The 20,875-nt window shown below is 56.0% G+C and carries 20 protein-coding genes, 1 rRNA gene and 1 riboswitch; of the genes, 3 read left to right on the plus strand and 18 right to left on the minus strand.

The annotated features are described in order from the left end of the window. Positions 1–18: 18 nt before the first annotated feature. From pcrA to CV945_RS07495, 5 genes are all read right to left on the minus strand, one after another. Positions 19–2,193 (minus strand): DNA helicase PcrA, encoded by a 2,175-nt coding sequence (pcrA, locus tag CV945_RS07475; RefSeq protein WP_044744023.1) that lies wholly within the window; start codon positions 2,191–2,193, stop codon positions 19–21. Between the two features lie 28 nt (positions 2,194–2,221). Then, entirely contained in the window at positions 2,222–2,923 is a 702-nt protein-coding gene (gene pcrB / locus CV945_RS07480; RefSeq protein ID WP_033009957.1) for a heptaprenylglyceryl phosphate synthase, read from the minus strand. Between the two features lie 99 nt (positions 2,924–3,022). After that, complete coding sequence (locus CV945_RS07485; protein ID WP_033009956.1) at positions 3,023–3,349, minus strand: YerC/YecD family TrpR-related protein; 327 nt, start codon at positions 3,347–3,349, stop codon at positions 3,023–3,025. Between the two features lie 102 nt (positions 3,350–3,451). Next, the gene (locus tag CV945_RS07490; protein WP_198518488.1) at positions 3,452–4,441 is read right to left on the minus strand and encodes a DUF3048 domain-containing protein; all 990 of its coding nucleotides are present in this window, start codon (positions 4,439–4,441) and stop codon (positions 3,452–3,454) included. Positions 4,442–4,490: 49 nt separating this feature from the next. Continuing rightward, positions 4,491–6,236: an adenine deaminase C-terminal domain-containing protein gene (locus CV945_RS07495; protein WP_100659488.1), complete on the minus strand. Its 1,746-nt coding sequence runs from the start codon at positions 6,234–6,236 to the stop codon at positions 4,491–4,493. A 94-nt stretch (positions 6,237–6,330) separates the two neighbouring features. Between CV945_RS07495 and CV945_RS07500 the strand changes: the two genes are divergently transcribed. Together CV945_RS07500 and CV945_RS17835 are read left to right on the plus strand one after the other, a co-directional pair. Continuing rightward, complete coding sequence (locus tag CV945_RS07500) at positions 6,331–6,576, plus strand: YgaP family membrane protein (RefSeq protein ID WP_033009953.1); 246 nt, start codon at positions 6,331–6,333, stop codon at positions 6,574–6,576. A 294-nt stretch (positions 6,577–6,870) separates the two neighbouring features. Continuing rightward, complete coding sequence (locus tag CV945_RS17835) at positions 6,871–6,975, plus strand: EYxxD motif small membrane protein (protein ID WP_325048220.1); 105 nt, start codon at positions 6,871–6,873, stop codon at positions 6,973–6,975. Here CV945_RS17835 and purD read toward each other — a convergent pair. The 12 genes from purD to purE form a co-directional block, all read right to left on the minus strand. Next, positions 6,929–8,221 (minus strand): phosphoribosylamine--glycine ligase, encoded by a 1,293-nt coding sequence (gene purD, locus CV945_RS07505; RefSeq protein ID WP_100659489.1) that lies wholly within the window; start codon positions 8,219–8,221, stop codon positions 6,929–6,931. The two genes, CV945_RS17835 and purD, sit on opposite strands and share 47 nt — an antisense overlap. Positions 8,222–8,247: 26 nt before the next feature. Beyond that, positions 8,248–9,786: a bifunctional phosphoribosylaminoimidazolecarboxamide formyltransferase/IMP cyclohydrolase gene (gene purH / locus CV945_RS07510; protein WP_044744031.1), complete on the minus strand. Its 1,539-nt coding sequence runs from the start codon at positions 9,784–9,786 to the stop codon at positions 8,248–8,250. Continuing rightward, the gene (gene purN, locus CV945_RS07515; RefSeq protein ID WP_033009948.1) at positions 9,749–10,381 is read right to left on the minus strand and encodes a phosphoribosylglycinamide formyltransferase; all 633 of its coding nucleotides are present in this window, start codon (positions 10,379–10,381) and stop codon (positions 9,749–9,751) included. The genes purH and purN overlap by 38 nt, the downstream gene beginning before the upstream one ends. Next, on the minus strand, positions 10,378–11,418 hold the full coding sequence (gene purM, locus CV945_RS07520) for a phosphoribosylformylglycinamidine cyclo-ligase (RefSeq protein WP_033016678.1): 1,041 nt from the start codon (positions 11,416–11,418) through the stop codon (positions 10,378–10,380). The genes purN and purM overlap by 4 nt, the downstream gene beginning before the upstream one ends. A 65-nt stretch (positions 11,419–11,483) precedes the next feature. Further along, positions 11,484–12,896 (minus strand): amidophosphoribosyltransferase, encoded by a 1,413-nt coding sequence (gene purF, locus CV945_RS07525; protein ID WP_100659490.1) that lies wholly within the window; start codon positions 12,894–12,896, stop codon positions 11,484–11,486. Beyond that, positions 12,872–15,100: a phosphoribosylformylglycinamidine synthase subunit PurL gene (purL, locus tag CV945_RS07530; protein WP_050368120.1), complete on the minus strand. Its 2,229-nt coding sequence runs from the start codon at positions 15,098–15,100 to the stop codon at positions 12,872–12,874. Before purL ends, purF begins: the two co-directional genes overlap by 25 nt. Further along, entirely contained in the window at positions 15,084–15,770 is a 687-nt protein-coding gene (gene purQ / locus CV945_RS07535) for a phosphoribosylformylglycinamidine synthase subunit PurQ (protein WP_033016682.1), read from the minus strand. The genes purL and purQ overlap by 17 nt, the downstream gene beginning before the upstream one ends. After that, complete coding sequence (gene purS / locus CV945_RS07540; protein ID WP_025948703.1) at positions 15,767–16,021, minus strand: phosphoribosylformylglycinamidine synthase subunit PurS; 255 nt, start codon at positions 16,019–16,021, stop codon at positions 15,767–15,769. The genes purQ and purS overlap by 4 nt, the downstream gene beginning before the upstream one ends. Continuing rightward, positions 16,009–16,737: a phosphoribosylaminoimidazolesuccinocarboxamide synthase gene (gene purC, locus CV945_RS07545; protein ID WP_100659491.1), complete on the minus strand. Its 729-nt coding sequence runs from the start codon at positions 16,735–16,737 to the stop codon at positions 16,009–16,011. The genes purS and purC overlap by 13 nt, the downstream gene beginning before the upstream one ends. Positions 16,738–16,812: 75 nt before the next feature. Next, positions 16,813–18,108 (minus strand): adenylosuccinate lyase, encoded by a 1,296-nt coding sequence (gene purB, locus CV945_RS07550; RefSeq protein ID WP_033009942.1) that lies wholly within the window; start codon positions 18,106–18,108, stop codon positions 16,813–16,815. Next, entirely contained in the window at positions 18,105–19,262 is a 1,158-nt protein-coding gene (purK, locus tag CV945_RS07555) for a 5-(carboxyamino)imidazole ribonucleotide synthase (RefSeq protein WP_232722056.1), read from the minus strand. The genes purB and purK overlap by 4 nt, the downstream gene beginning before the upstream one ends. Further along, entirely contained in the window at positions 19,246–19,734 is a 489-nt protein-coding gene (purE, locus tag CV945_RS07560; protein ID WP_033009939.1) for a 5-(carboxyamino)imidazole ribonucleotide mutase, read from the minus strand. The genes purK and purE overlap by 17 nt, the downstream gene beginning before the upstream one ends. A gap of 110 nt (positions 19,735–19,844) precedes the next feature. Next, positions 19,845–19,946, minus strand: a riboswitch (purine riboswitch). A 147-nt stretch (positions 19,947–20,093) separates the two neighbouring features. Between purE and CV945_RS07565 the strand changes: the two genes are divergently transcribed. After that, positions 20,094–20,537 carry an Hsp20/alpha crystallin family protein gene (locus CV945_RS07565; RefSeq protein WP_100659493.1) on the plus strand — a complete coding sequence of 148 codons (444 nt, stop codon included), beginning with the start codon at positions 20,094–20,096 and terminating at the stop codon, positions 20,535–20,537. Positions 20,538–20,777: 240 nt separating this feature from the next. Here the strand turns inward: CV945_RS07565 and rrf are convergent. Continuing rightward, positions 20,778–20,875, minus strand: a 5S ribosomal RNA gene (gene rrf, locus CV945_RS07570); the annotation flags it as partial.

Raw genomic sequence — 20,875 nt, forward strand, 5'->3', positions numbered from 1 at the left:
TTCACCTGTTCTCCTTTCCTACACTTTCTCAATCGGCGCAAATTTGGCAAGCAGCCGTTTAATGCCGATCGGGCTCGGGAAGGCGATGTCGAGCTCTTGGTCGTCGCCGCCGCCGCGGACGCTGACGACGGTGCCGATGCCCCATTTCCGGTGGTTCGCCCGATCGCCGACTTTCCACGATCCCACGGCGCCGCTTGCCTGCGGGCGCGAAACGGCCGGGCGGGAGGCGCCCGCTTGGCGGCGCGAGGCTGTCTCAAGCAAATGCGCCGGAATTTCATTCAAAAAGCGCGACGGCGGGTTCATTTGGATGTTGCCAAACAGCGTCCGCATTTGCGCGCTCGTCAGCACAAGTTCTTCCTCCGCGCGGGTGATGCCGACGTACGCCAGCCGCCGTTCTTCTTCCATCTCATCGTCATCCTCGAGAGAGCGGTTGTGCGGGAAAATGCCTTCTTCCATGCCGATCAAAAAGACGACCGGAAACTCGAGCCCTTTGGCGGCATGCAACGTCATCAACATGACGGCATCTCCTTCAGCGGCCTGTTCCGTCCCGTTCAGCTCGTCCAAATCGGAAATGAGCGCCAAGTCGGTTAAAAAGGCGATGAGCGATTTATCGTCGCTCACATTTTCAAAATGCTTCGTCACCGACAAAAACTCATCCAAGTTCTCGAGCCGGCTTTGTGCTTCAATCGTCCGCTCCGCCTTGAGCATCTCGCGGTAGCCCGATTTGTCGAGCACTTCTTCGACGAGTTCGGTGACGGAGACGTATTCTTGCAGCTGCGTCCATTGCTCGAGCTGGCTGCGGAACGCGGCGAGCGCCCCGGCCGCTTTGGCGCCAAGCCCGATCATCTCTAGCTCGCCGAGCGCCTCAAACAAGGACAGCTCATGCTCGGCCGCATAGCGGACGAGTTTGTCGATCGTCGAGGCGCCAATGCCGCGTTTTGGCACGTTAATGATGCGAAGCAAGCTTAAATCATCGTCCGGATTGGCGATGACGCGCAAATAGGCGAGAATGTCTTTAATTTCTTTCCGGTCATAGAACTTTAAGCCGCCGACAATTTGATACGGAATGTTCGCTTTCAGCAACATTTCCTCCATGACACGCGACTGGGCGTTCGTCCGGTACAAGACAGCAAAATCACGGTAGCGACGTTCGCCGCGCTCCACCGCCTCGCGGATGCGTCCAGCGACAAACTGCGCTTCGTCCGCTTCGTTCATCGCCTCATAATAAAGAATCGGCTTTCCTTCCGGGTTTTCCGTCCAAAGCCGTTTCGGCTTCCGGTTGACGTTATGCTCGATGACTTCGTTCGCCGCTTGCAAAATGCGCTTCGTCGAGCGGTAGTTTTGCTCAAGCAAAATGACTTTTGCGTTCGGATAGTCGCGCTCGAACGACAAAATGTTTTGGATGTCCGCCCCGCGCCACCGATAAATCGATTGGTCGGCGTCGCCGACGGCGCAAATGTTTTGAAAGCGTTCCGCCAGCTTTTTGACCAGCGTATATTGAGCGCGGTTCGTATCCTGGTACTCATCAATATGGATGTACTGAAACTTATATTGGTAATAGTGAAGCACATCCGGCACGCGGTCAAACAGTTGGATCGTCGTCATGATCAAATCGTCAAAATCGAGCGAATGGTTGCGAAGCAGGCGCTGTTGGTATTCTTGATACACATCGCTGACGACTTTTTCGTAATACGTCGAGGCCCGCTTCGCGAATTGCTCCGGAGGCAACAGCTCGTTTTTCGCCGCGCTGATCGTGCCTAAAATCGTCCGCGGCTCAAATTTTTTCGGGTCTATGTTTTTTTCTTTTAAAATCGTTTTCATGACCGAAAGCTGGTCCGTCGGATCAAGGATGGAAAAATTGCGGTTGATGCCGATGCGGTCAATGTCGCGGCGCAAAATGCGGACGCACATCGAGTGGAACGTCGAAATCCAGACGTCTTCCGCCGCCCCACCTAAGAGCGACTGCACACGTTCCCGCATTTCGCGCGCCGCCTTGTTCGTAAACGTAATGGCCAAAATGTTCCACGGCGCCACATGCTTTTCCGCCATCAAATAGGCGATGCGGTGCGTCAACACCCGCGTTTTCCCGCTTCCCGCCCCCGCCATAATGAGCAGCGGGCCTTCCGTCGTCCTGACGGCTTCTTGTTGCTCTTTGTTTAAATGGGCGAGCAGCTGTTCCGATAAAAAGTTCATTGTTTTCACCACCAATACACCATATGTTCTATTTCGCCTCATTCGCCCGCTTTACGGCGTCCACGGTCAGCAGCGCCTGTTCAAACGATTCGTAAACGGCGTTGCCGACAACAACAGTATCCGCCCGGCGCGCCATCTCAGCCGCCTGCTCCGGTGCGGTGATGCCGCCGCCATAAAACAGCTGCGTCTCGCCGAGCGCCTGTTTCACTTTTTCCACCAAGGCGGGGTCGCCGTATATGCCGCTATATTCAAGATAAAAGATCGGCAGCTTGTACAAATGTTGAGCGAGGCGAGCGTAGGCCACCACATCGTCTTCGCTCAGGCCGGCGTCGGCTTCGGTGAGCTTCGCCGCCTTGCATTCCGGATTTAAAATGCAATACCCCTCGGCAAAAATCTCATCCCAATTCATGATCTCGCCATATTGTTTCACCGCCTCATGATGGCGGCCCACCACCCAGTCGACATGGCGGCTGTTTAACACGATCGGAATGAAATACGCATCAAACCCCGGCGTCAAGGCCTCAAGATTTGTGACTTCAAGCGCGCATGGCACCGAAAACCGGCGGATGCGGGCCAATAAATCAAGCACGCCATCGAGCGTCACCCCGTCCGTTCCGCCGACGATGACGGCATCCGTCCCCGACTCGCAAAGGCGCTCAAGGCGCTCATCATCGATCGGTTTGTTCGGGTCGAGCTTAAACACATGGCGCCAGGCGCGAATCTCTTCCATGACAATACCCCTTCCACTCCGTTCTCCATTGTTTCATTATAACAAATCCGCAAAAAGAAAAGGAGTTCCTTTGCGAATGGAAGGAATCTCCTTGCCTGCTTAGTCTGTCACCGCTTCATTCTCTTCTTGCGGTTGTTCCTCTTTAATGCGGTCAAGCGCCATGGCATAGGCATCGTTTCCATAGTTGAGGCAGCGTTTGACGCGCGAAATGGTCGCCGTGCTCGCTCCGGTTTCCGTTTCAATTTTATGGTACGTATACCCTTCCCGCAACATGCGGGCGACTTCCAGACGTTGGGCAAGCGCCTGAATTTCGTTGACGGTGCATAAATCATCGAAAAAACGGTAACACTCTTCCAAATCGCGCAGCGACAAGATGGCTTTAAACAGTTGATCAAGCTCTCTGCCGCGCAGCTTGTCGATTTGCATGTTTGTCTCCTCCTTGCTTTGGCGAAAAACGATTTGGTGGACTGTTGGCGCTCTCCTCTTTATGTTTATGGTTTGGAAAACCCGCCGGCGGCCGTTTTCGGGTCACCGCCATTGCACGATCGCCAGTTCCGGAACGATATTGATCCACGTTTTGCCAGGCACGAACCCGACCGGCGCCCCATCGCGGTATGGCAGCAGCCGGCCGTCGACATTTTTCCATTCAATCGGCTGGATGATGCCGTTTTGCAGCAAATAGCCTTGGCCGCCGGACGTGAGGTCAACGTCGCGCCGCCCATGGCTGTCGATCACTTGATGGCGGGCGGCGATGATCATCACGTTTTGCGCCACAACCGGGTCGCGCGTATCGTAATCGACCGTCTGCTCGCCGCCGCTGTATCGGTAATACCCATGCCGTTCCGGAGCATAGCGGTATTCCACTTGGGCGTACGAGCGGTGCGAATAGGCGATGCGGACCGTCCCTGCCTTTTCCCCGCTCGGTTTGTCCGCGCGAAACGGCAGCGGAGCGACATCGTCCGTCCAAGCATACCCGTTTTGTTCCGCCCCTTTTTCAATGTTGGCAAACGTAATGTACGAGTTGTGCGGCGCCTTGCGGAAAGAAACGCGCTTAAACAGCGTTCCGTCATAAAAGAGCCCGTTCAAATAATCGGTTTCCCCCTGCTCGAGCCGCGCTTTCGCTTCCGGGCTCCATCCATGGCAAACATAAATGGCATTGTAGCCCTCGCTCAAATCAATATAATAATCACGCGCACTCCGCACCGGCCCGACTCGTTCCGGCTGTTCGCTTTGGTAAAGCGCCAAAAAGCGGGTGATATCCCCCTCAGCGAGCACCTCGTACACGATATCCGCCTTGCTTAATCCCGACTGCGGGCGCGCCTTCGGATGGTTGTTGACCATCACGCCGACAACCCGCTGATGAACGTCCCCTTCCGCCGGCAGCCCGGTCAGCGGAAACGTTTCTTTCTCCTTCTCCTCTGCTGGGGGCTGAGGCAGCCGCTCTTGCGCAGGTGGTTTCGCCGGCTTTGGTTCGCTTTGGGCGGTGCACCCACCAAGGAGCAGCACCATACAGCCCATGGCAGACAGCCAACGTTTCAATGGACACACAACCTTTTTCTTTTTTATTTTACCGCATTATCGAAGGAAAGAGTACCGTTTTGTGCATGACATCGTAAATGCCGCGTTGGGTGACGCGCACATACGGCAGGTGGGTCGATTGCAAAAAGAGCAACGAATACACCGGGTCTTCGAACGGATATCCACGCTCGCGCAACAAACGGACGAACGTTTTTTCTTCGTTGATCAATTCATCCACCTCCAAGGAGGACATCATGCCGCCTAAAGGAAGCGAGAGCTCAAACAAAATCTCTCCGTCCTCAGCGAGCACAATGCCGCCGCCGATCTCCTTCATCCGCCGGAAGGCGAGCATCATATCTTCCTTATGCTTGCCGATCAAAATCAAATCCCCGGTGTTCGAGTAAGAACTCGCCAGCCCGCCAAGCACCGATGAAAAACCTTTTAACATCGTATTGACGCGCCAGCGGCCGTTTCGGTCAAACAAGGCCAGAAAACACTCATCATGGTCATGCCCTAAACGATCGCGCGACGTATCGATCGACACGGAATACGGTTTTAAAATAACGGCATTTTCCATTCGCAATCCCATCGGCATCGAAAACTGCAAATCATCCCACCCGAGTTCCCATGACAGCGACAGCGGCCGGATGCCGAACTGTTCCCATGCGGGCGCCGTCCATGGGATCGGCGCTTCTCCGTCGCGCTTCACCCATTCGCCTTTGGCGAGCACTTGCACCGGAGTCGGATCGTGGGCCGAACGCAGGAAGTTGATATGGGCGATGCGGCCGGTCGCGATGCTGCCGTGGAGATGTTCGATGCCGTAATGGCGGGCGGCGTTGAGCGTCGCCATCGCGTACGCATCGATCACCGGCACGCCATGCTCAATGGCGATGCGAATGAGCCAATCGATCACCCCGCCTTCGTAAAAGGACGGCGGCGAACCGTCGGTTGTCAACAAACATTTGTCGTAATGCCGAATGCCGAGCGCTTTCATTTCCTCAAGCAGCACCGGCAAGTCCGGACGAATCGAAGAATGGCGGAGCGTGACCGTATAACCGTGCCAAAGACGGGTTCGCACCTCTTTTCCCGTCATGGCCTCATGGTCGCCATCCACGCCAAACAGCGCCATTTTAACAAGCGTTTTTTCCGACGCTCCCGGAAAATGCCCTTCGATTTTGCGGCGCCGCCGTTTCGCCTCTTGCATCCAATACAAAACGATGTCATCGCCGCTGACGAGTCTCGGCCATGATGTCAGCTCGCCGCCTTGGAGGACCGTTTCCTGGTCAAGCCATCGTTTGATCCGTGCGTTGGACAATTGCTCATCCTCGCGCTCCAGCTCCGTTTGGCCATCAAACCGGCACCACCAATACACCGAAGTTGGAAGCGCATTCATTTGTTGCAAAAACAAAAGCGCCTCGTCATCATTCAGATGCAAAAGGAAAAACAAGTTATCGTTCACTAGCGTCGTCGTCCCGCGCGCCGCTGCATAACGGGCAAAGGAATGGGGATTATATAATTGAAATGGATGGACATGCGGCTCGATGTAGCCGGGAACGAGCACATACCCGCGGCAGTCGACGATCTCACACGCCTCGTCGACCCGGTCGGGAAGACGCTCTCCGGCATACACGATGCGGTCGCCATGAATCCATATATTTCCTTTTACCCATTCACGAAAATACGAGTGCAAATACGTCGCATTCACCAATACTTTCGTTGGTGATTGTTTGCCTTCAATCACTGCTGCTTGTTCACGCAGTTCGCTGCCTTTCCAGCGGTAACGTTGTTCGCCCATTGACACCCCGTCCCTTGTTTCCTAATCATTCCATATAATCATTTTAACGTACGAAAGCGATTTTCACAATAAAAAGATGAGGAGGGGCAAGCCAATGGCAAATATCGGCATTGTGAATGCGCTCATTCGCATTACGCTCGGTTTGACTGTCGTCGCGTGGGCGACCGCCCGCCTGGCCCGGCGGCCATGGTGCACATCGTACTTGTTCGCCGCTTTGCTTGGGGCCATGAAAGTCGGTGAAGGGATTACCCGTTTTTGCCCGCTGACGGCCTTGTTTGACAACATGCAGCGCCAGCAGCTGCTTGAAGAACAAAAAGAAGCCGTTGTCAATCCAACGTAACGAACATCATGCGGTCAACTTGGAACAAGGTTGCATATGGCACCTGTTTCCTGTCGTGCTGGCGCGTGTTGCGCCGGCGGACGAAGATGCTGCGACCGCGTCTCGTCAAGTTCGGAGGCATCCACTTTGCGGGGAACTGGCTTCGGCCTTGTCGCCCATTTACTTGGAACTTGCGTCTTGAGCCGCCCGGACTTCTCAGGAAAGTTGGCTTCGACCCCGCCCGAATTGTTCCATTATCACGCCAAAAAGGTGTCCCAGATTCGGGACACCTTCCACCCAAAGGAGTGATTGACCATGTTGCTGGAATATATGACCGATATGTCGTTCGTATTGGCCGCGTTAATCGGGGGAATTATCGCTCTTTCATACGTGTATATGCGGCGGAGGCGCGTTCGATAGCGCGCCGGCCGATGTCGCGCCGGTAAAATAAGCCGTCGCAGTCGATCGCCGCCAACTGCTCGTACGCTTTTTCCTTCGCTTTTGCGAGCGTCTCCCCTTTGGCCGCTAACAGGAGAACGCGTCCGCCATTGGTGTACCATGCGCCGCCTTCTCGTTTGGTGCCAGCATGGAACAACAACGCATCAGGGGAGATTCGGTCCAACCCGCGGATTTCGGCCCCGCGCTCGTAAGCCCCGGGGTAACCTTTAGCTGCCAGCACGACGCCGAGCACCGCTTCGTCCGTCCACTCAAGCGCCAGCTCTTTTCCTTCCATCACCGCGAGGATCGCTTCAACCAAATCGGTTTTCAGCCGCGGCAGCACGACTTGCGCCTCGGGATCGCCAAAACGGGCGTTGAATTCGATCACTTTCGGCCCGGTTGCCGTTTCGATCAGCCCAGCATACAGCACGCCGGTAAACGGCCGGCCTTCAGCCACTAACGCTTTGGCGGCCGGGCGCAAAATCGTTTCCAGCGCTGTTTTCACCGTCTCCGCTGAGATTTGCGGCACTGGCGAATACGCTCCCATCCCACCGGTGTTCGGACCTTCATCCCCGTCATACGCCCGCTTATGGTCTTGGGCGATGGCAAGTGGATACACTTTCTCGCCGTTGACGAACGCCATAAACGAAAATTCTTCGCCTTCCAAATACTCCTCGATCACGACTTGGCAGCCGGCTGTGCCAAACTGGCCATCGACAAGCGCTGCCTTCGCGGCGGCCAGCGCTTCTTCCACCGTTTGGGCGACGGTCACGCCTTTTCCGGCAGCCAATCCGTCCGCTTTCACGACGATCGGCGCGCCTTTTTGTTCAATGTACGCTTTCGCCTCTTCATACGACGCAAAGGTCGCATGGTCCGCCGTTGGGATGCCGTATTTCTTCATCAGCTCCTTCGCAAACGCCTTGCTTCCTTCGATGAGCGCTGCCGCTTGAGTTGGGCCGAAAATGCGAAGCCCCTCAGCCAGAAACCGATCGACGATGCCGGCAGCCAGCGGCGCTTCCGGCCCAACGATCGTCAAACCGATTGCGCGTTGCTTGGCAAACTGCACAAGCGCGTCGATATCGAGCTCATCAATGTCGACGAGCTCCGCCACTTCCCCGATGCCCGGGTTGCCTGGCGCCGCGTACAGCTTGTCCACAAGCGGGCTTTGCGCCGCTTTCCAGGCGATGGCATGCTCGCGCCCGCCGCGTCCGACTACCAGAACGTTCATTGTCTTCCTCTCCTTTTTGCCGCCGTTTAATGTTTGAAATGGCGCACACCGGTAAACACCATGGCCATGCCGTACTCATCCGCTTTGCGAATCGAGTCGGCGTCGCGAATCGAGCCGCCCGGCTGAATGATCGCGGTAATGCCGGCTTTTGCTGCTGCTTCAACCGTGTCGTCCATCGGGAAGAACGCATCGGACGCCAACACAGCGCCAACCGCCTGTTCCCCGGCTTGTTCAATGGCAATGTTGGCCGCGCCGACTCGATTCATTTGCCCGGCGCCCACGCCGACCGTCATCCCATTTTTGGCGAGTACAATCGCATTCGATTTCACATGTTTGACAACCTTCCAAGCAAATCGAAGCTGTTCGCGCTCCGCCTCGGTCGGCTCGCGTTTCGTGACGACGTTCCATTCGGCGTCTTCAAGCGTATACTTATCGGCCTCTTGCACAAGCAAGCCGCCATTGACGGAAACGAGCGTTTTTTCCTTAACGTCCGGCGCGGCAAAATCAAGCGTCAACAAGCGGATGTTTTTCTTTTTCGTCAAAATGGCGAGCGCCTCGTCGCTGAACGATGGGGCGATGACGATTTCCAAAAAGATGTCGTGCATCCGTTCGGCTGTTTCTTTGTCCACTTCCCGGTTGACGGCGACAATGCCGCCGAAAATCGAGACCGGATCGGCCTCGTACGCTTTCGTAAATGCCTCAAGAAGCGTGGCACCGACCCCGACGCCGCACGGGTTCATATGTTTGATCGCCGCTGCGGCTGGCTCTTGAAATTCGCGAATGAGGTTGATGGCCGCATTGGCGTCGTTGATGTTGTTGTACGACAGCTCTTTTCCGTGCAGCTGTGCCGCTTTGGCAATCGAGAACGCCGCGCCGAGCGGTTTGGCGTAAAACGCCGCCGATTGATGCGGATTTTCGCCATAGCGCAACGACTGTTTTTTCGTGTAGGTGACGGTGAGCGTTTCCGGATACTCTTCGCCGGTGAGACCGGTCAAATATTCGGCGATCATCGCATCATACGCCGCCGTATGGCGGAACGCTTTCGCCGCCAGCTGCTGCCGCGTCTTTGCTTGGATCGAACCGGTTGTTTTCAGCTCTTCGATCACCATTGGATAGTCGGCCGGGTCAACGACAATCGCGACATCGGCATAGTTTTTCGCCGCCGCCCGCACCATCGTCGGGCCGCCGATATCGATGTTTTCAATCGCCTCGGCCAGCGTCACGTCCGGTTTGGCGATCGTTTGCTGGAACGGGTACAAGTTGACGACGACCAAATCAATCGGGCGGATGCCGTGCTCTTTAAGCGCCGCTTGGTGGCGCTCATCGCTGCGCACCGCCAAAATGCCGCCATGGATGGCTGGATGCAGCGTTTTGACGCGCCCGTCCAAAATTTCCGGAAACCCGGTGACATCGGAGATCGAAATGACCGGAACGCCGGCCTCTTCAAGCGCCCGTTTCGTCCCGCCGGTCGAAATGATGTCGACGCCAAGTTCCGCCAACTGCTTTGCAAACGGAATGATCCCTTCTTTATTGGACACGCTGATCAATGCTCGTTTCACTGCCATCATTCTCGATCCTTTCTTCCTGTTGTTCCTTCTCCCCTAGCAGCATGCGCAACACCGCTGGATACAGCTCATGTTCAACTTGATGGATGCGCGCCTCAAGCGCCTCGATCGGCTCACCGGGCACGATCGGGACGGCGCACTGGGCGATGACCGGCCCGGTGTCCATCCCTTCATCAACATAATGGACGGTGACGCCTGTTTCCAAAACGCCCGCCCGGTACGCCTGGCCGATCGCATCTTTGCCCGGAAACGCCGGCAGCAGCGATGGATGAATGTTGACGATTTTCCCTTCATAGACGGAAAGCAACGTTGGCCCGATCAAACGCATATAGCCGGCGAGCGCAATCCAGTCGATGCGCCGCTCCTTCAGCTCGCGCAAAATTTCGCTTTCAAACGCCGCCTTCGATGGATACTCTTTCGGCGAAAACACGAACGCCGGCACGTTTTCGCGCGCCGCCCGTTCAATGACTTTCGCCCCCGGGCGGTCGCACACCAAAAGCGCTACTTCCGCGGGCACCTCACCGCGCTTGGCTGCGTCGACGATCGCTTGAAAGTTCGTGCCGCTCCCGGACGCAAAGATCGCCAACCGTTTCATGCGCCGTTCCCTCCGGCAAACGACACGCCTTCCCCTTCGACGACTTCGCCGATAATGTATGCGGCCTCCCCTTGCTGGGCCAGCGCATCGACAACCGAGTCCGCCGCCTCCGGGCTGACCGCCATCACAAGGCCGATGCCCATATTAAAGACGGAAAACATCTCTTCTTCCTCAAGCCCGCCGTTTTGGCGCAACAAATCAAAAATCGGCAGCCCCGGCCATGAGCCGCGCTCAATGCGCGCACCCAGCCCGGAAGGCAGCATGCGCGGAATGTTTTCGATAAATCCGCCGCCGGTAATATGAGCCATCCCTTTGATCGTAAACGTCTGCAGCAAAGAACGCAACGGTTTCGCATAAATGCGTGTCGGCTTCAATAACTCCTCGCCGAGCGGAACCGCAAGCGGCTCGTAAATGCGGTCAACGTCCAACTTCGCTTGGTCAAACACGATGCGGCGCACGAGCGAGTAGCCGTTGCTGTGGAGACCGCTTGAAGGCAGTCCGATCAGCACATCGCTCGCTTGAATCGTTTGCCCGGTCACCAATCGTTCTTTTTCCGCAATGCCGACCGCAAACCCTGCCAAATCATACTCATTTTCCTCATACATTCCCGGCATTTCCGCCGTTTCCCCGCCGATCAAGGCGCAGCCGGCTTCGACGCAGCCGTCGGCCACCCCTTTGACGATGGCGGCGATTTTCTCCGGCACCGCCTTGCCGCAGGCGATATAGTCAAGGAAAAAGAGCGGTTCCGCTCCTTGGACAAGAATATCGTTGACACACATCGCGACGCAGTCGATGCCGATTGTATCATGTCGGTCAAGCAAAAACGCCACTTTCAGCTTCGTGCCGACGCCATCCGTGCCGGAGACAAGCACCGGCTGGCGATAGCCAAGCGCCGATATATCGAACAAACCGCCAAAGCCGCCGATCCCACCCAGCACTTCCGGGCGCATCGTTTTTTGCACGTGCTGTTTCATGAGAGCGACCGCTTGGTAACCCGCCTCAATGTCAACCCCTGCTTCTTTATATGCGTTTGCCACATTCCATCCTCCCTTTGGCCGCCATGCAGCCAACTTCACACCAAATCGCGTTCTCCATCGCGATGTTATTTCACCGTCAAGCACGGTCGGACAGCCCAGCCGATGCGGGTTGGGTATTGGCCAGTGAAACATGCCAAACATTGCCCGCGCTCTGGCGAGACGTCCGGGCGCCCGATCGCCTCAAGCATCCCTTCCTGGCTGAGAAACGCCAGTGAATCCGCACCGATCAAGCGGCGAATCTCTTCGACCGAATGTTTCGCCGCGATCAATTCTTCCCTTGATGACGTATCAATGCCGTAAAAACAAGGATGGGTGATCGGCGGGGCGCTGATGCGCACATGCACTTCCACGGCCCCCGCTTCACGGAGCATCGTGACGATGCGCCGGCTTGTCGTCCCGCGCACGATCGAATCGTCGACCATCACGACCCGCTTGCCGGCCACAACCCCGCGCACCGGTGACAGCTTCATTTTCACGCCTTGCTCACGAAGCGCTTGTGACGGCTGGATGAACGTCCGGCCGACGTAACGGTTTTTGATGAGCCCTAATTCATAGGGGATGCCGCTCGCTTCCGCATAGCCGATGGCGACCGAAATGCTCGAGTCCGGCACGCCGGTGACGATGTCGGCCTCTGCCGGCGCCTCAAGCGCCAGCCGTTTCCCTAAGTTTTTGCGGGCCGTATGGACGTTGATGCCGTCGACATGGCTGTCCGGGCGGGCGAAGTAAATGTATTCCATGCTGCAAATCGACCGCGGCTGCCTAGGAGCAAACCGTTCCGAACGCACCCCTTCATGACTGATGATGAGCAATTCCCCAGGCGCCACTTCCCGCTCGTATGTGGCGCCGATGACGTCGAACGCGCACGTTTCCGACGCCACGACATACGCCGAGCCGAGCCGGCCGAGCGACAGCGGCCGGAAGCCGTGCGGGTCAAGCGCCACATAGAGCGCTTCTTCCGTCAGCAACAAAAACGCAAACGCCCCTTCGATCTGGCTGAGCGCCTCTTTCATTTGCCCGACAAACGTCGGCGCTTGGCTGCGGCGGATGAGATGGGCGAACACTTCCGTATCCGATGTCGTCTGAAAAATGCTTCCTTGTCCTTCAAGCGCGAGCTTCAACTCGATGGCGTTCGTCAAGTTGCCGTTATGGGCGAGCGCCATCGATCCGGTTTGCGAGCGGAACAAGAGCGGCTGCACGTTTTCATAGCCGCCCCCGCCCGCCGTCGAATAGCGGACATGACCGATGGCCGCCGCCCCTTTGAGTGCATCGAGCGTGCCGCTTTGAAACACGTCCGTCACCAGCCCCAGCCCTTTATGACCGGATAAGCTCCCGTTATGCGCCGCCACGATGCCGGCCCCTTCCTGCCCACGGTGTTGCAGGCTGTGAAGCCCGTAATATGTGAGCCGGGCGGCGTCTTCATGCCCCCAAATGCCGAAAATGCCGCACTCCTCGTTCAATCCTTTGATTTCAGCAAGCATGGAATAGCCCCTTTCCAGACGTTTCGCATCTCGTCAACCGAAAGGCGGATGACCGTTTCCCCCTGTTCCCCGTTCACTGTCAAGATGCCGTCGCCTGTCACTTCGCCGATTCGCTTCGCTTCCACGAGCTGTTCAAACGCTTCCTGATGTTCTTTTTTCACTGAAACAACAAAGCGCGATTGCGTTTCGCCGAACAGTTCACTGACGAGGTCGCCGCCGACCGTCACCTTGGCGCCAAGCCCTAAAGCCCCCATCAGGCACTCCGCCAACGCGACCGCCAACCCACCTTCCGCCACATCATGCGCCGACGCCACGACCCCAGCGCGGATCGCCGCCAGCAGCTGGCGCTGGCGTCTTGCCTCCACCTCTAAGTCAATCTCCGGTGCTTTTCCGAAAATGCGGCCTTCCAGCCATTTTTGCAGCTCGCTGCCGCCAAACTCCGGCTTCGCCTCGCCGATCACGTAAATGAGGTCGCCCACTTGCTTAAATAGCTGGGTGGTAATATGCGAAAGGTCCTCAATGAGCCCGACCATGCCGACGACCGGTGTCGGGTAGACGGCCACACCGTTCGTTTCATTGTACAGCGAGACGTTGCCGCTCACCACCGGCGTCCCGAGCGCCCGGCACGCCTCGCTCATCCCGTCGACCGCTTTTTCGAGCTGCCAGAAAATCTCCGGCTTTTCCGGGCTGCCAAAGTTAAGGCAGTCCGTAATCGCGAGCGGCTTCGCCCCCGAACAAACGACGTTGCGCGCCGCCTCGGCGACGGCGATTTTCCCGCCCACTTCCGGATCCAAGTACAAGTAGCGCGAATTGCAATCCGTGGTGAGCGCAAGCGCCTTGTTCGTGCCACGGATGCGCACGACGGCCGCGTCCGATCCGGGGGCGACGACCGTATTCGTCCGCACCATGTAGTCGTACTGGTCATACACCCATTCTTTGCTCGCGATCGTCGGTTGGGCGAGGAGCCCGAGCAATGTTTGGTTGTAGTCTTCGATGTGCGGAATATACGGCGGCATCGCTTGAAATTCGCGGTAGTAAACCGGCTCTTTCGACGGCTTATGGTAAACCGGCGCGTCTTTCGCCAGCGCGTCCACCGGAATTTCCGCCGCCACCTCGCCGCGGAACCAGAGACGAAGCATTTTGTCATCGGTCACTTTGCCGATCGCTTTTGCTTCCAACCCATACTTGGCAAAAATCGCGGCGATTTCGTCTTCCCGCCCTTGCTTGACGACAAGCAGCATCCGCTCCTGCGATTCAGACAGCATCATTTCATACGGCGTCATGCCGGTCTCGCGCTGCGGGACGAGATCCAAATTCATTTCAATGCCAAATCCGCCTTTGCTTGCCATTTCGGCGGATGAACTCGTGAGCCCTGCCGCCCCCATATCTTGAATGCCGACTAACGCATCCGACTTGACTGCTTCCAAACACGCCTCCAGCAGCAGTTTTTCCATAAACGGATCGCCGACTTGCACGGCCGGGCGCTTTGCTTCCGACTGTTCGCTCAACTCTTCCGATGCAAACGTCGCCCCGTGGATGCCGTCGCGGCCCGTTTTCGCCCCGACGTACATGACCGTGTTGCCGACTCCAGTCGCAATGCCGCGCTGAATATCCTCATGGCGGATGATCCCGACGCACATGGCGTTGACAAGCGGATTCCCTTCATACGACGGATCAAACTGCACTTCACCGCCGACCGTCGGGATGCCGACGCAGTTGCCGTACCCGGCAATGCCGGCGACGACCTGCTCGAACAAATATTTGACGCGCGGCGACGTCAGTTCGCCAAACCGAAGTGAATTGAGCAGCGCGATCGGCCGCGCCCCCATCGAAAAGACGTCGCGGATGATGCCGCCGACCCCGGTCGCCGCCCCTTGATACGGCTCGATCGCCGACGGGTGATTGTGGCTTTCGATTTTAAACGCCACCGCCAACCCGTCGCCGATGTCGACGATCCCGGCGCCTTCGCCCGGCCCCTGCAGCACGTGCGGGCCGTCGGTCGGGAATTTTTTCAGCACCGGCTTCGAGTTTTTATAGCTGCAGTGCTCCGACCACATTACCGAAAAAATGCCGGTTTCCGTGTAGTTCGGCAGCCTTCCTAAAATCGCCTCAATGCGCGCAAATTCGTCATCCGTCAATCCCATCTCGCGGTACAATTGTTGTTCTTTGATCATCGCCGCGCTCGGCTCAAGCAGTAACGACATGCGTCTCCCTCCAATAGTTGACGATCGATCGAAATAGTTTCAGCCCGTCCGCGCTGCCGAGCAAGGCGTCGACCGCCCGCTCCGGATGCGGCATCATGCCAAGCACATTGCCCCGCTCATTGACGATGCCGGCAATATCCATGAGGCTGCCGTTCGGGTTTTCCCCATGGTAGCGGAACACGATTTGCTTGTTTTCCACTAAGCGCTCGAGCGTCTGTTCATCGCAATAATAATTCCCTTCGCCATGGGCGATCGGAATCGTAATGACTTCCCCTTTTTCGTAGGCGGATGTAAACATCGTCCCATTGTTTTCCACCACAAGCTGCACCGGCCGGCAGATGAACTTCAACCCTTGATTGCGGCGCATCGCCCCAGGAAGCAAGCCGGCTTCAAGCAAAATTTGAAACCCGTTGCACACGCCAAGCACCGGTTTTCCGGCATCAGCCGCCTGTTTGACGGCAGCCATTACTTTCGAAAAGCGGGCGATCGCTCCGGAACGCAAGTAATCGCCGTACGAAAATCCGCCCGGAAGCAAAACGGCGTCAAACCGGTCCAAGTTGTCCTCATCATGCCAGACGTACTCGACTTCCTCGCCAAGCTCATCGGCGATCGCATGATACATGTCGACGTCGCAATTCGATCCCGGAAATACAACGACGGCAAACTTCATCGGGCGACGGCCTCCTCAATTTCATAGCGGTAATCTTCAATCACCGGATTGGCGAGCAGCTTTTCGCACATCTCGCGAACGAGCTCGTTGATGTCGCGGCCGCTCTCTTCCATCACAAGCTCCATGAACTTCCCGATTCGTACATCTTTCACTTCCGTATATGACAAGCTGTGCAGCGCCCCTTTCACCGCGGTCCCTTGCGGATCCAACACACTCTCTCGCAACGTGACATACACTTTTACTTTGTACATGCCGATTCTCCCCCTAACCGTTGTAAAATGACTTCGTATGCGTCCGTCAAACTGCCCAAGTCGCGGCGGAACACGTCTTTATCGAGCTTCTCGTTCGTGTCAGCGTCCCACAGCCGGCACGTATCGGGCGAAATCTCGTCGGCTAAAACAATCGCCCCGTCCGCCGTGCGGCCGAACTCCAGCTTAAAATCAATTAATCTCACCTTTCGTTCCGCAAAATGGGCGCCCAGCACGTCGTTCACCTTGAGCGCTTCGCGTTTCAACTGGTCAATCTCCTCGCGGCTGGCAAGTTTTAAAATCGCAATATGGTCTTCCACGAGCAGCGGGTCGCCAAGATCATCGTTTTTGTAGTAAAACTCGACAAGCGGCGCCTCAAGCGGCGTTCCCTCCGCCAAGCCGATGCGTTTCGCTAAGCTGCCCGCTACAACATTGCGCACGACCACCTCAAGCGGAATGATCGTAACCTGTTGGACGAGCTGCTCGGTCGGCGACAGCTTTTCAAGAAAATGATTGGCGATGCCGGCTTCGCGCAGCTTCAAAAACAACAAGCTGGAAATCTCGTTATTGAGCCGCCCCTTGCCGGCGATCGTCGCCTTTTTCCCGCCGTTAAATGCGGTCGCACTGTCTTTGTACTCGACCCAAAGCACGCCCGGCGCATCGGTCGCGTAAATCTTTTTCGCTTTCCCTTCGTACAGCAGCTGTTGTTTTGTCGGCATGATGAACGCCTCCGTTATCCAGAAGATTGAAAATTTTCCGTTCGGACGGCTGGCCCAAAGCCAGCCGTTTTCTGCTCAATCCAATCCTAAACGGGCAAAAATCGTATCGACGTGTTTCAAATGATGGCGGTAGTCAAAGCAATCATCGAGTTCCTCTTTGGTGAGCCGGCTTGTAATCCGCTCATCCGCCTCAAGCAGCGAGCGGAACGGCACTTGTCGCTCCCACGCTTCCATCGCTTTCGGCTGCACCAAATCGTACGCTTCCTCGCGCGTCATCCCTTTGTCAATCAAAGCGAGCAACACGCGTTGCGAGTAAATGAGCCCGAACGTGCGCTCCATATTTTTCTTCATATTTTCCGGGTAGACCAACAAGTTTTTCACAATGTTCGCGAACCGATTCAACATATAGTTCAACGCGATCGTCGCGTCCGGCAAAATGATGCGCTCAGCCGACGAATGGGAAATGTCGCGCTCATGCCAAAGCGGCACATTTTCATACGCCGTCACCATATACCCGCGAATGACGCGCGCCATGCCGGTCATATTTTCCGAACCGATCGGATTGCGCTTATGCGGCATCGCTGATGAGCCTTTTTGCCCTTTCGCGAAAAACTCCTCGACTTCACGAACCTCGCTTTTTTGCAGGCCGCGAATCTCAACGGCGAACTTTTCAATCGATGTCGCGATGAGCGCGAGCGTCGCCATATAGTAAGCGTGGCGGTCGCGCTGCAGCGTCTGCGTCGAAATCGGCGCCGGCGTCAGTCCGAGCTTCTCGCACACATATTGCTCGACAAACGGGTCAATGTTGGCATACGTGCCGACCGCTCCGGAAATTTTCCCGACTTCCACCATCTTGGCTGCTTGTTCAAACCGCTCCAAATTCCGGAGCATTTCGGCATACCAAAGCGCCAGCTTCAGCCCGAACGTCGTCGGTTCGGCATGAACGCCGTGCGTGCGCCCCATCATGACCGTATATTTATGTTCGCGCGCTTTCTCTTTCAATACTTGAATGAAGTTTTCCAAATCGCGCCGCAAAATCGCGTTCGCCTGCTTTAACAAGTAGCCGAGCGCCGTATCGACGACATCGGTCGACGTGAGACCATAATGCACCCATTTCCGTTCCTCGCCGAGGGTCTCCGAAACCGCCCGCGTAAACGCTACGACATCATGGCGCGTTTCTTCTTCGATTTCCTTAATGCGGCGGATGTCAAACGACGCGTTTTCCCGCAAGCGGCGGACGTCCTCTTTCGGAATGACGCCAAGTTCGGCCCACGCTTCGCAGGCAAGCAACTCCACCTCAAGCCACGCCTTAAAGCGGTTTTCCTCCGTCCAAATGGCTCCCATTTCCGGTCTCGTGTAGCGTTCAATCATCTTCGTTCCAGCCTCCGATCTTGCCAAATTTGCCACGACTCGATTCGCCTCAGCGCTTCCTCAACATCGTCCGCCAGTACGGTCACATGGCCCATTTTTCGCTTCGGCTTCGCCTCATGCTTGCCGTATAAATGGAGATAGGCTGCGCCGCCGAGCGCCCCGATCTGCCCGATGGCCGGTCCGACGTGCTCCCCTAAAAGGTTCACCATCACAGCCGGCTTTAACAACTCCGTCGAGCCGAGCGGCCAGTTGCAAACAGCGCGGATGTGCTGGGCGAACTGCGACGTCGCACATGCATTGATTGTATAATGACCCGAGTTGTGCGGTCTAGGGGCCAACTCATTAATATAAATATCCCCGTCCGCCGTCAAAAACATTTCCACCGCCAGCGTCCCAACGAGCGAAAACGATGCGGCCAACACTTCCGCGTAGCGAATGGCCCGCTCTTGCACGCTTTCCGGAATTCGGGCCGGAACGATCGTTTGATGCAAAATGTTCTCGATATGAATATTTTCCGCCACTGGAAAAACAGCCGTCTCACCATCGAGGTTGCGGGCGACAATGACCGACATTTCTTTCACAAACGGCACCCAGCCTTCCAAAATGCATGGGCCAAGTCCAAGCAAATCAGCCGCTTTGGCTAGATCGCCTTCGCCGCGCAGCACATATTGCCCTTTGCCGTCATAACCGCCGCGCCGCGTTTTCAAGACGCACGGAAAGCCGGTCATGGCAACGGCCTGTTCCAACTCATCCCATCCGTCCACTTCCCTATACGGCGCCACCGGCAACCCGGCTTCGACAATCGCCGCTTTCTCCAGCGCCCGGTCTTGCGTCACCGCCAGCAGCCGGCTTCCTTGCGGGACATAGGCGTTTGCCTCCAGCCACTCAAGCGCCTGCGCATCGATATTTTCAAATTCGTACGTAATGACATCGCTCACGCGCGCCAGTTCAGCTATCGCATCCAAATCATGGTACGGCGCGGTGATTTCCACATCGGCCACTTGCCCGCACGGGGAATCAGGCGTCGGATCCAGCACGGCGATGCGAAACCCCATCTCACGCGCCGCCAAAGCCATCATCCGCCCGAGCTGCCCCCCACCGATCATGCCGATCGTCTGTCCGGGAACAATCCACCGCTTAGCCAAGCTGATCACTGCTTTCCACGACTTGTTTTCGAATCGCTTCCCGCCGCGCTTTGAGCGCCTCCATATAGCGCGGCTCAAACAGTCCAACGATCGACACCGCGAGCAACCCGGCGTTCGTCGCCCCCGCCTTGCCGATCGCCACCGTCGCCACCGGCACCCCACCCGGCATTTGCACGATCGACAATAATGAATCCAAACCGTTCAACGCCTTCGACTGCACAGGAACCCCAATCACCGGCAGCGTCGTTTTCGCCGCAATCATCCCCGGCAAATGAGCCGCACCGCCGGCCCCAGCAATAATGACTTTAATGCCCCTCTCCTCCGCCGTTTCTGCATACCGAAACATCTCATCCGGCGTCCGATGCGCCGACACGACTTTTTTCTCAAACGGAATCCCCAATTCCTCAAGAACAGCGCAAGCATGCCGCATCGTTTCCCAATCCGAATGGCTTCCCATCACAACCCCGACGATCGGGCTCATACGTTCCACCCCTTTAATGCAAAACAATAAAGCCCAGAACATACATTCCCGCTTATAAACGAGGGAAAGCATCGTTCTGGGCTTTGACAGTTGCTGATCGAAAAAAAGCCAAAACCGATCCTTTCCCTCATAGTCCAATCATTTACGGTGATTGGGTAGAGACTTTTGGGCCATATTCCCAAAATTATATGAGGGACATTGCGATACACTATGAAGTTACTTTTATATTAACAAGTTTTGAAACAAAGTGTCAAGGCAAAATCGAACATTTAATATTTTTGAAAAGGAAATGTTCGTATTTTATCAATCACCAAACAGACAGGGCGGCATATGATGAAGGAGCAGAGGAGGGAAACGCCATGGCTGATCAAAACCCGTTCACACCGTTTTCCGATTGGACAAAGCATTGGCAGCAGTTTTTCCAAACCGATTTTTGGGGGAGCATTCAGCCGTTGCTGCCGTCGGCAAACAAATCATCATCCGGCATGAACCTATACAAGAAAGACAACGAACTGCTCATCGTCATTAGCCTTCCCGGACTGGAAAAAATCGAGGACGCGGAAGTGTATGTATCATACAAAACGCTGGAAGTGAAGGCGACAGTCAATCTCAACTTTAAAGGGTTTGAATTAGTAGAAGAAGGCATTTTCCAAGGCCGGTTTGAAAAAACCGTTCCACTGCCATTCCCGGTCAAAGAGGACCGCATTGAAGCGACATACCATCACGGCCTGCTCTTCATTCACTTGCATCGCCTCATTCCCGAAGAACCCAAAAAGAAAATTATGATTAAAAAAGGGGAATGATCGTCCCAATAGGCAGCAGACCGTCAACCGCCGCATATAAAAAAAGAGGGTGTCCCATGCCGTGCAGGACACCCTTTCGCGAGTTTCCGTTTCCTATCGCTTTTATGAAAAAGGGGGTCTAGGAAACGATGATCACGCTTTACATTTTGGGGGAGAGGATTAAAAATGGCGTCATTCAAAATGACTCATTTGAAATAGGCAAAAAAATGAGAGAACCAAACAGCTCCCTCATTTTTGCCTGCCTAGCAGCGACCTACTCTTGCAGGGGCGCTGGCCCCAACTACCATCGGCGCTGGAGGGCTTAACTTCCGTGTTCGGGATGGGAACGGGTGTTTCCC

The sequence above is a fragment of the Geobacillus sp. Manikaran-105 genome, assembly GCF_002809955.1.
In the GTDB taxonomy this organism is placed as follows: Bacteria; Bacillota; Bacilli; order Bacillales; family Anoxybacillaceae; genus Geobacillus; species Geobacillus thermophilus.

What these genes read in the sequence shown, in the direction of transcription:
- purH (WP_044744031.1), bottom strand. Translation starts at nt 9,786, where the DNA reads ATGGCAGTGAAACGAGCATTGATCAGCGTGTCCAATAAAGAAGGGATC.
- CV945_RS07490 (WP_198518488.1), bottom strand. Translation starts at nt 4,441, where the DNA reads ATGGGCTGTATGGTGCTGCTCCTTGGTGGGTGCACCGCCCAAAGCGAA.
- purE (WP_033009939.1), bottom strand. Translation starts at nt 19,734, where the DNA reads ATGAGCCCGATCGTCGGGGTTGTGATGGGAAGCCATTCGGATTGGGAA.
- CV945_RS07495 (WP_100659488.1), bottom strand. Translation starts at nt 6,236, where the DNA reads ATGGGCGAACAACGTTACCGCTGGAAAGGCAGCGAACTGCGTGAACAA.
- purQ (WP_033016682.1), bottom strand. Translation starts at nt 15,770, where the DNA reads ATGAAGTTTGCCGTCGTTGTATTTCCGGGATCGAATTGCGACGTCGAC.
- pcrA (WP_044744023.1), bottom strand. Translation starts at nt 2,193, where the DNA reads ATGAACTTTTTATCGGAACAGCTGCTCGCCCATTTAAACAAAGAGCAA.
- purC (WP_100659491.1), bottom strand. Translation starts at nt 16,737, where the DNA reads ATGCCGACAAAACAACAGCTGCTGTACGAAGGGAAAGCGAAAAAGATT.
- purL (WP_050368120.1), bottom strand. Translation starts at nt 15,100, where the DNA reads ATGTCGTTACTGCTTGAGCCGAGCGCGGCGATGATCAAAGAACAACAA.
- CV945_RS07485 (WP_033009956.1), bottom strand. Translation starts at nt 3,349, where the DNA reads ATGCAAATCGACAAGCTGCGCGGCAGAGAGCTTGATCAACTGTTTAAA.
- CV945_RS07565 (WP_100659493.1), top strand. Translation starts at nt 20,094, where the DNA reads ATGGCTGATCAAAACCCGTTCACACCGTTTTCCGATTGGACAAAGCAT.
- purN (WP_033009948.1), bottom strand. Translation starts at nt 10,381, where the DNA reads ATGAAACGGTTGGCGATCTTTGCGTCCGGGAGCGGCACGAACTTTCAA.
- purD (WP_100659489.1), bottom strand. Translation starts at nt 8,221, where the DNA reads ATGAACGTTCTGGTAGTCGGACGCGGCGGGCGCGAGCATGCCATCGCC.
- CV945_RS17835 (WP_325048220.1), top strand. Translation starts at nt 6,871, where the DNA reads ATGTTGCTGGAATATATGACCGATATGTCGTTCGTATTGGCCGCGTTA.
- purS (WP_025948703.1), bottom strand. Translation starts at nt 16,021, where the DNA reads ATGTACAAAGTAAAAGTGTATGTCACGTTGCGAGAGAGTGTGTTGGAT.
- purB (WP_033009942.1), bottom strand. Translation starts at nt 18,108, where the DNA reads ATGATTGAACGCTACACGAGACCGGAAATGGGAGCCATTTGGACGGAG.
- purF (WP_100659490.1), bottom strand. Translation starts at nt 12,896, where the DNA reads ATGCTTGCTGAAATCAAAGGATTGAACGAGGAGTGCGGCATTTTCGGC.
- CV945_RS07500 (WP_033009953.1), top strand. Translation starts at nt 6,331, where the DNA reads ATGGCAAATATCGGCATTGTGAATGCGCTCATTCGCATTACGCTCGGT.
- pcrB (WP_033009957.1), bottom strand. Translation starts at nt 2,923, where the DNA reads ATGGAAGAGATTCGCGCCTGGCGCCATGTGTTTAAGCTCGACCCGAAC.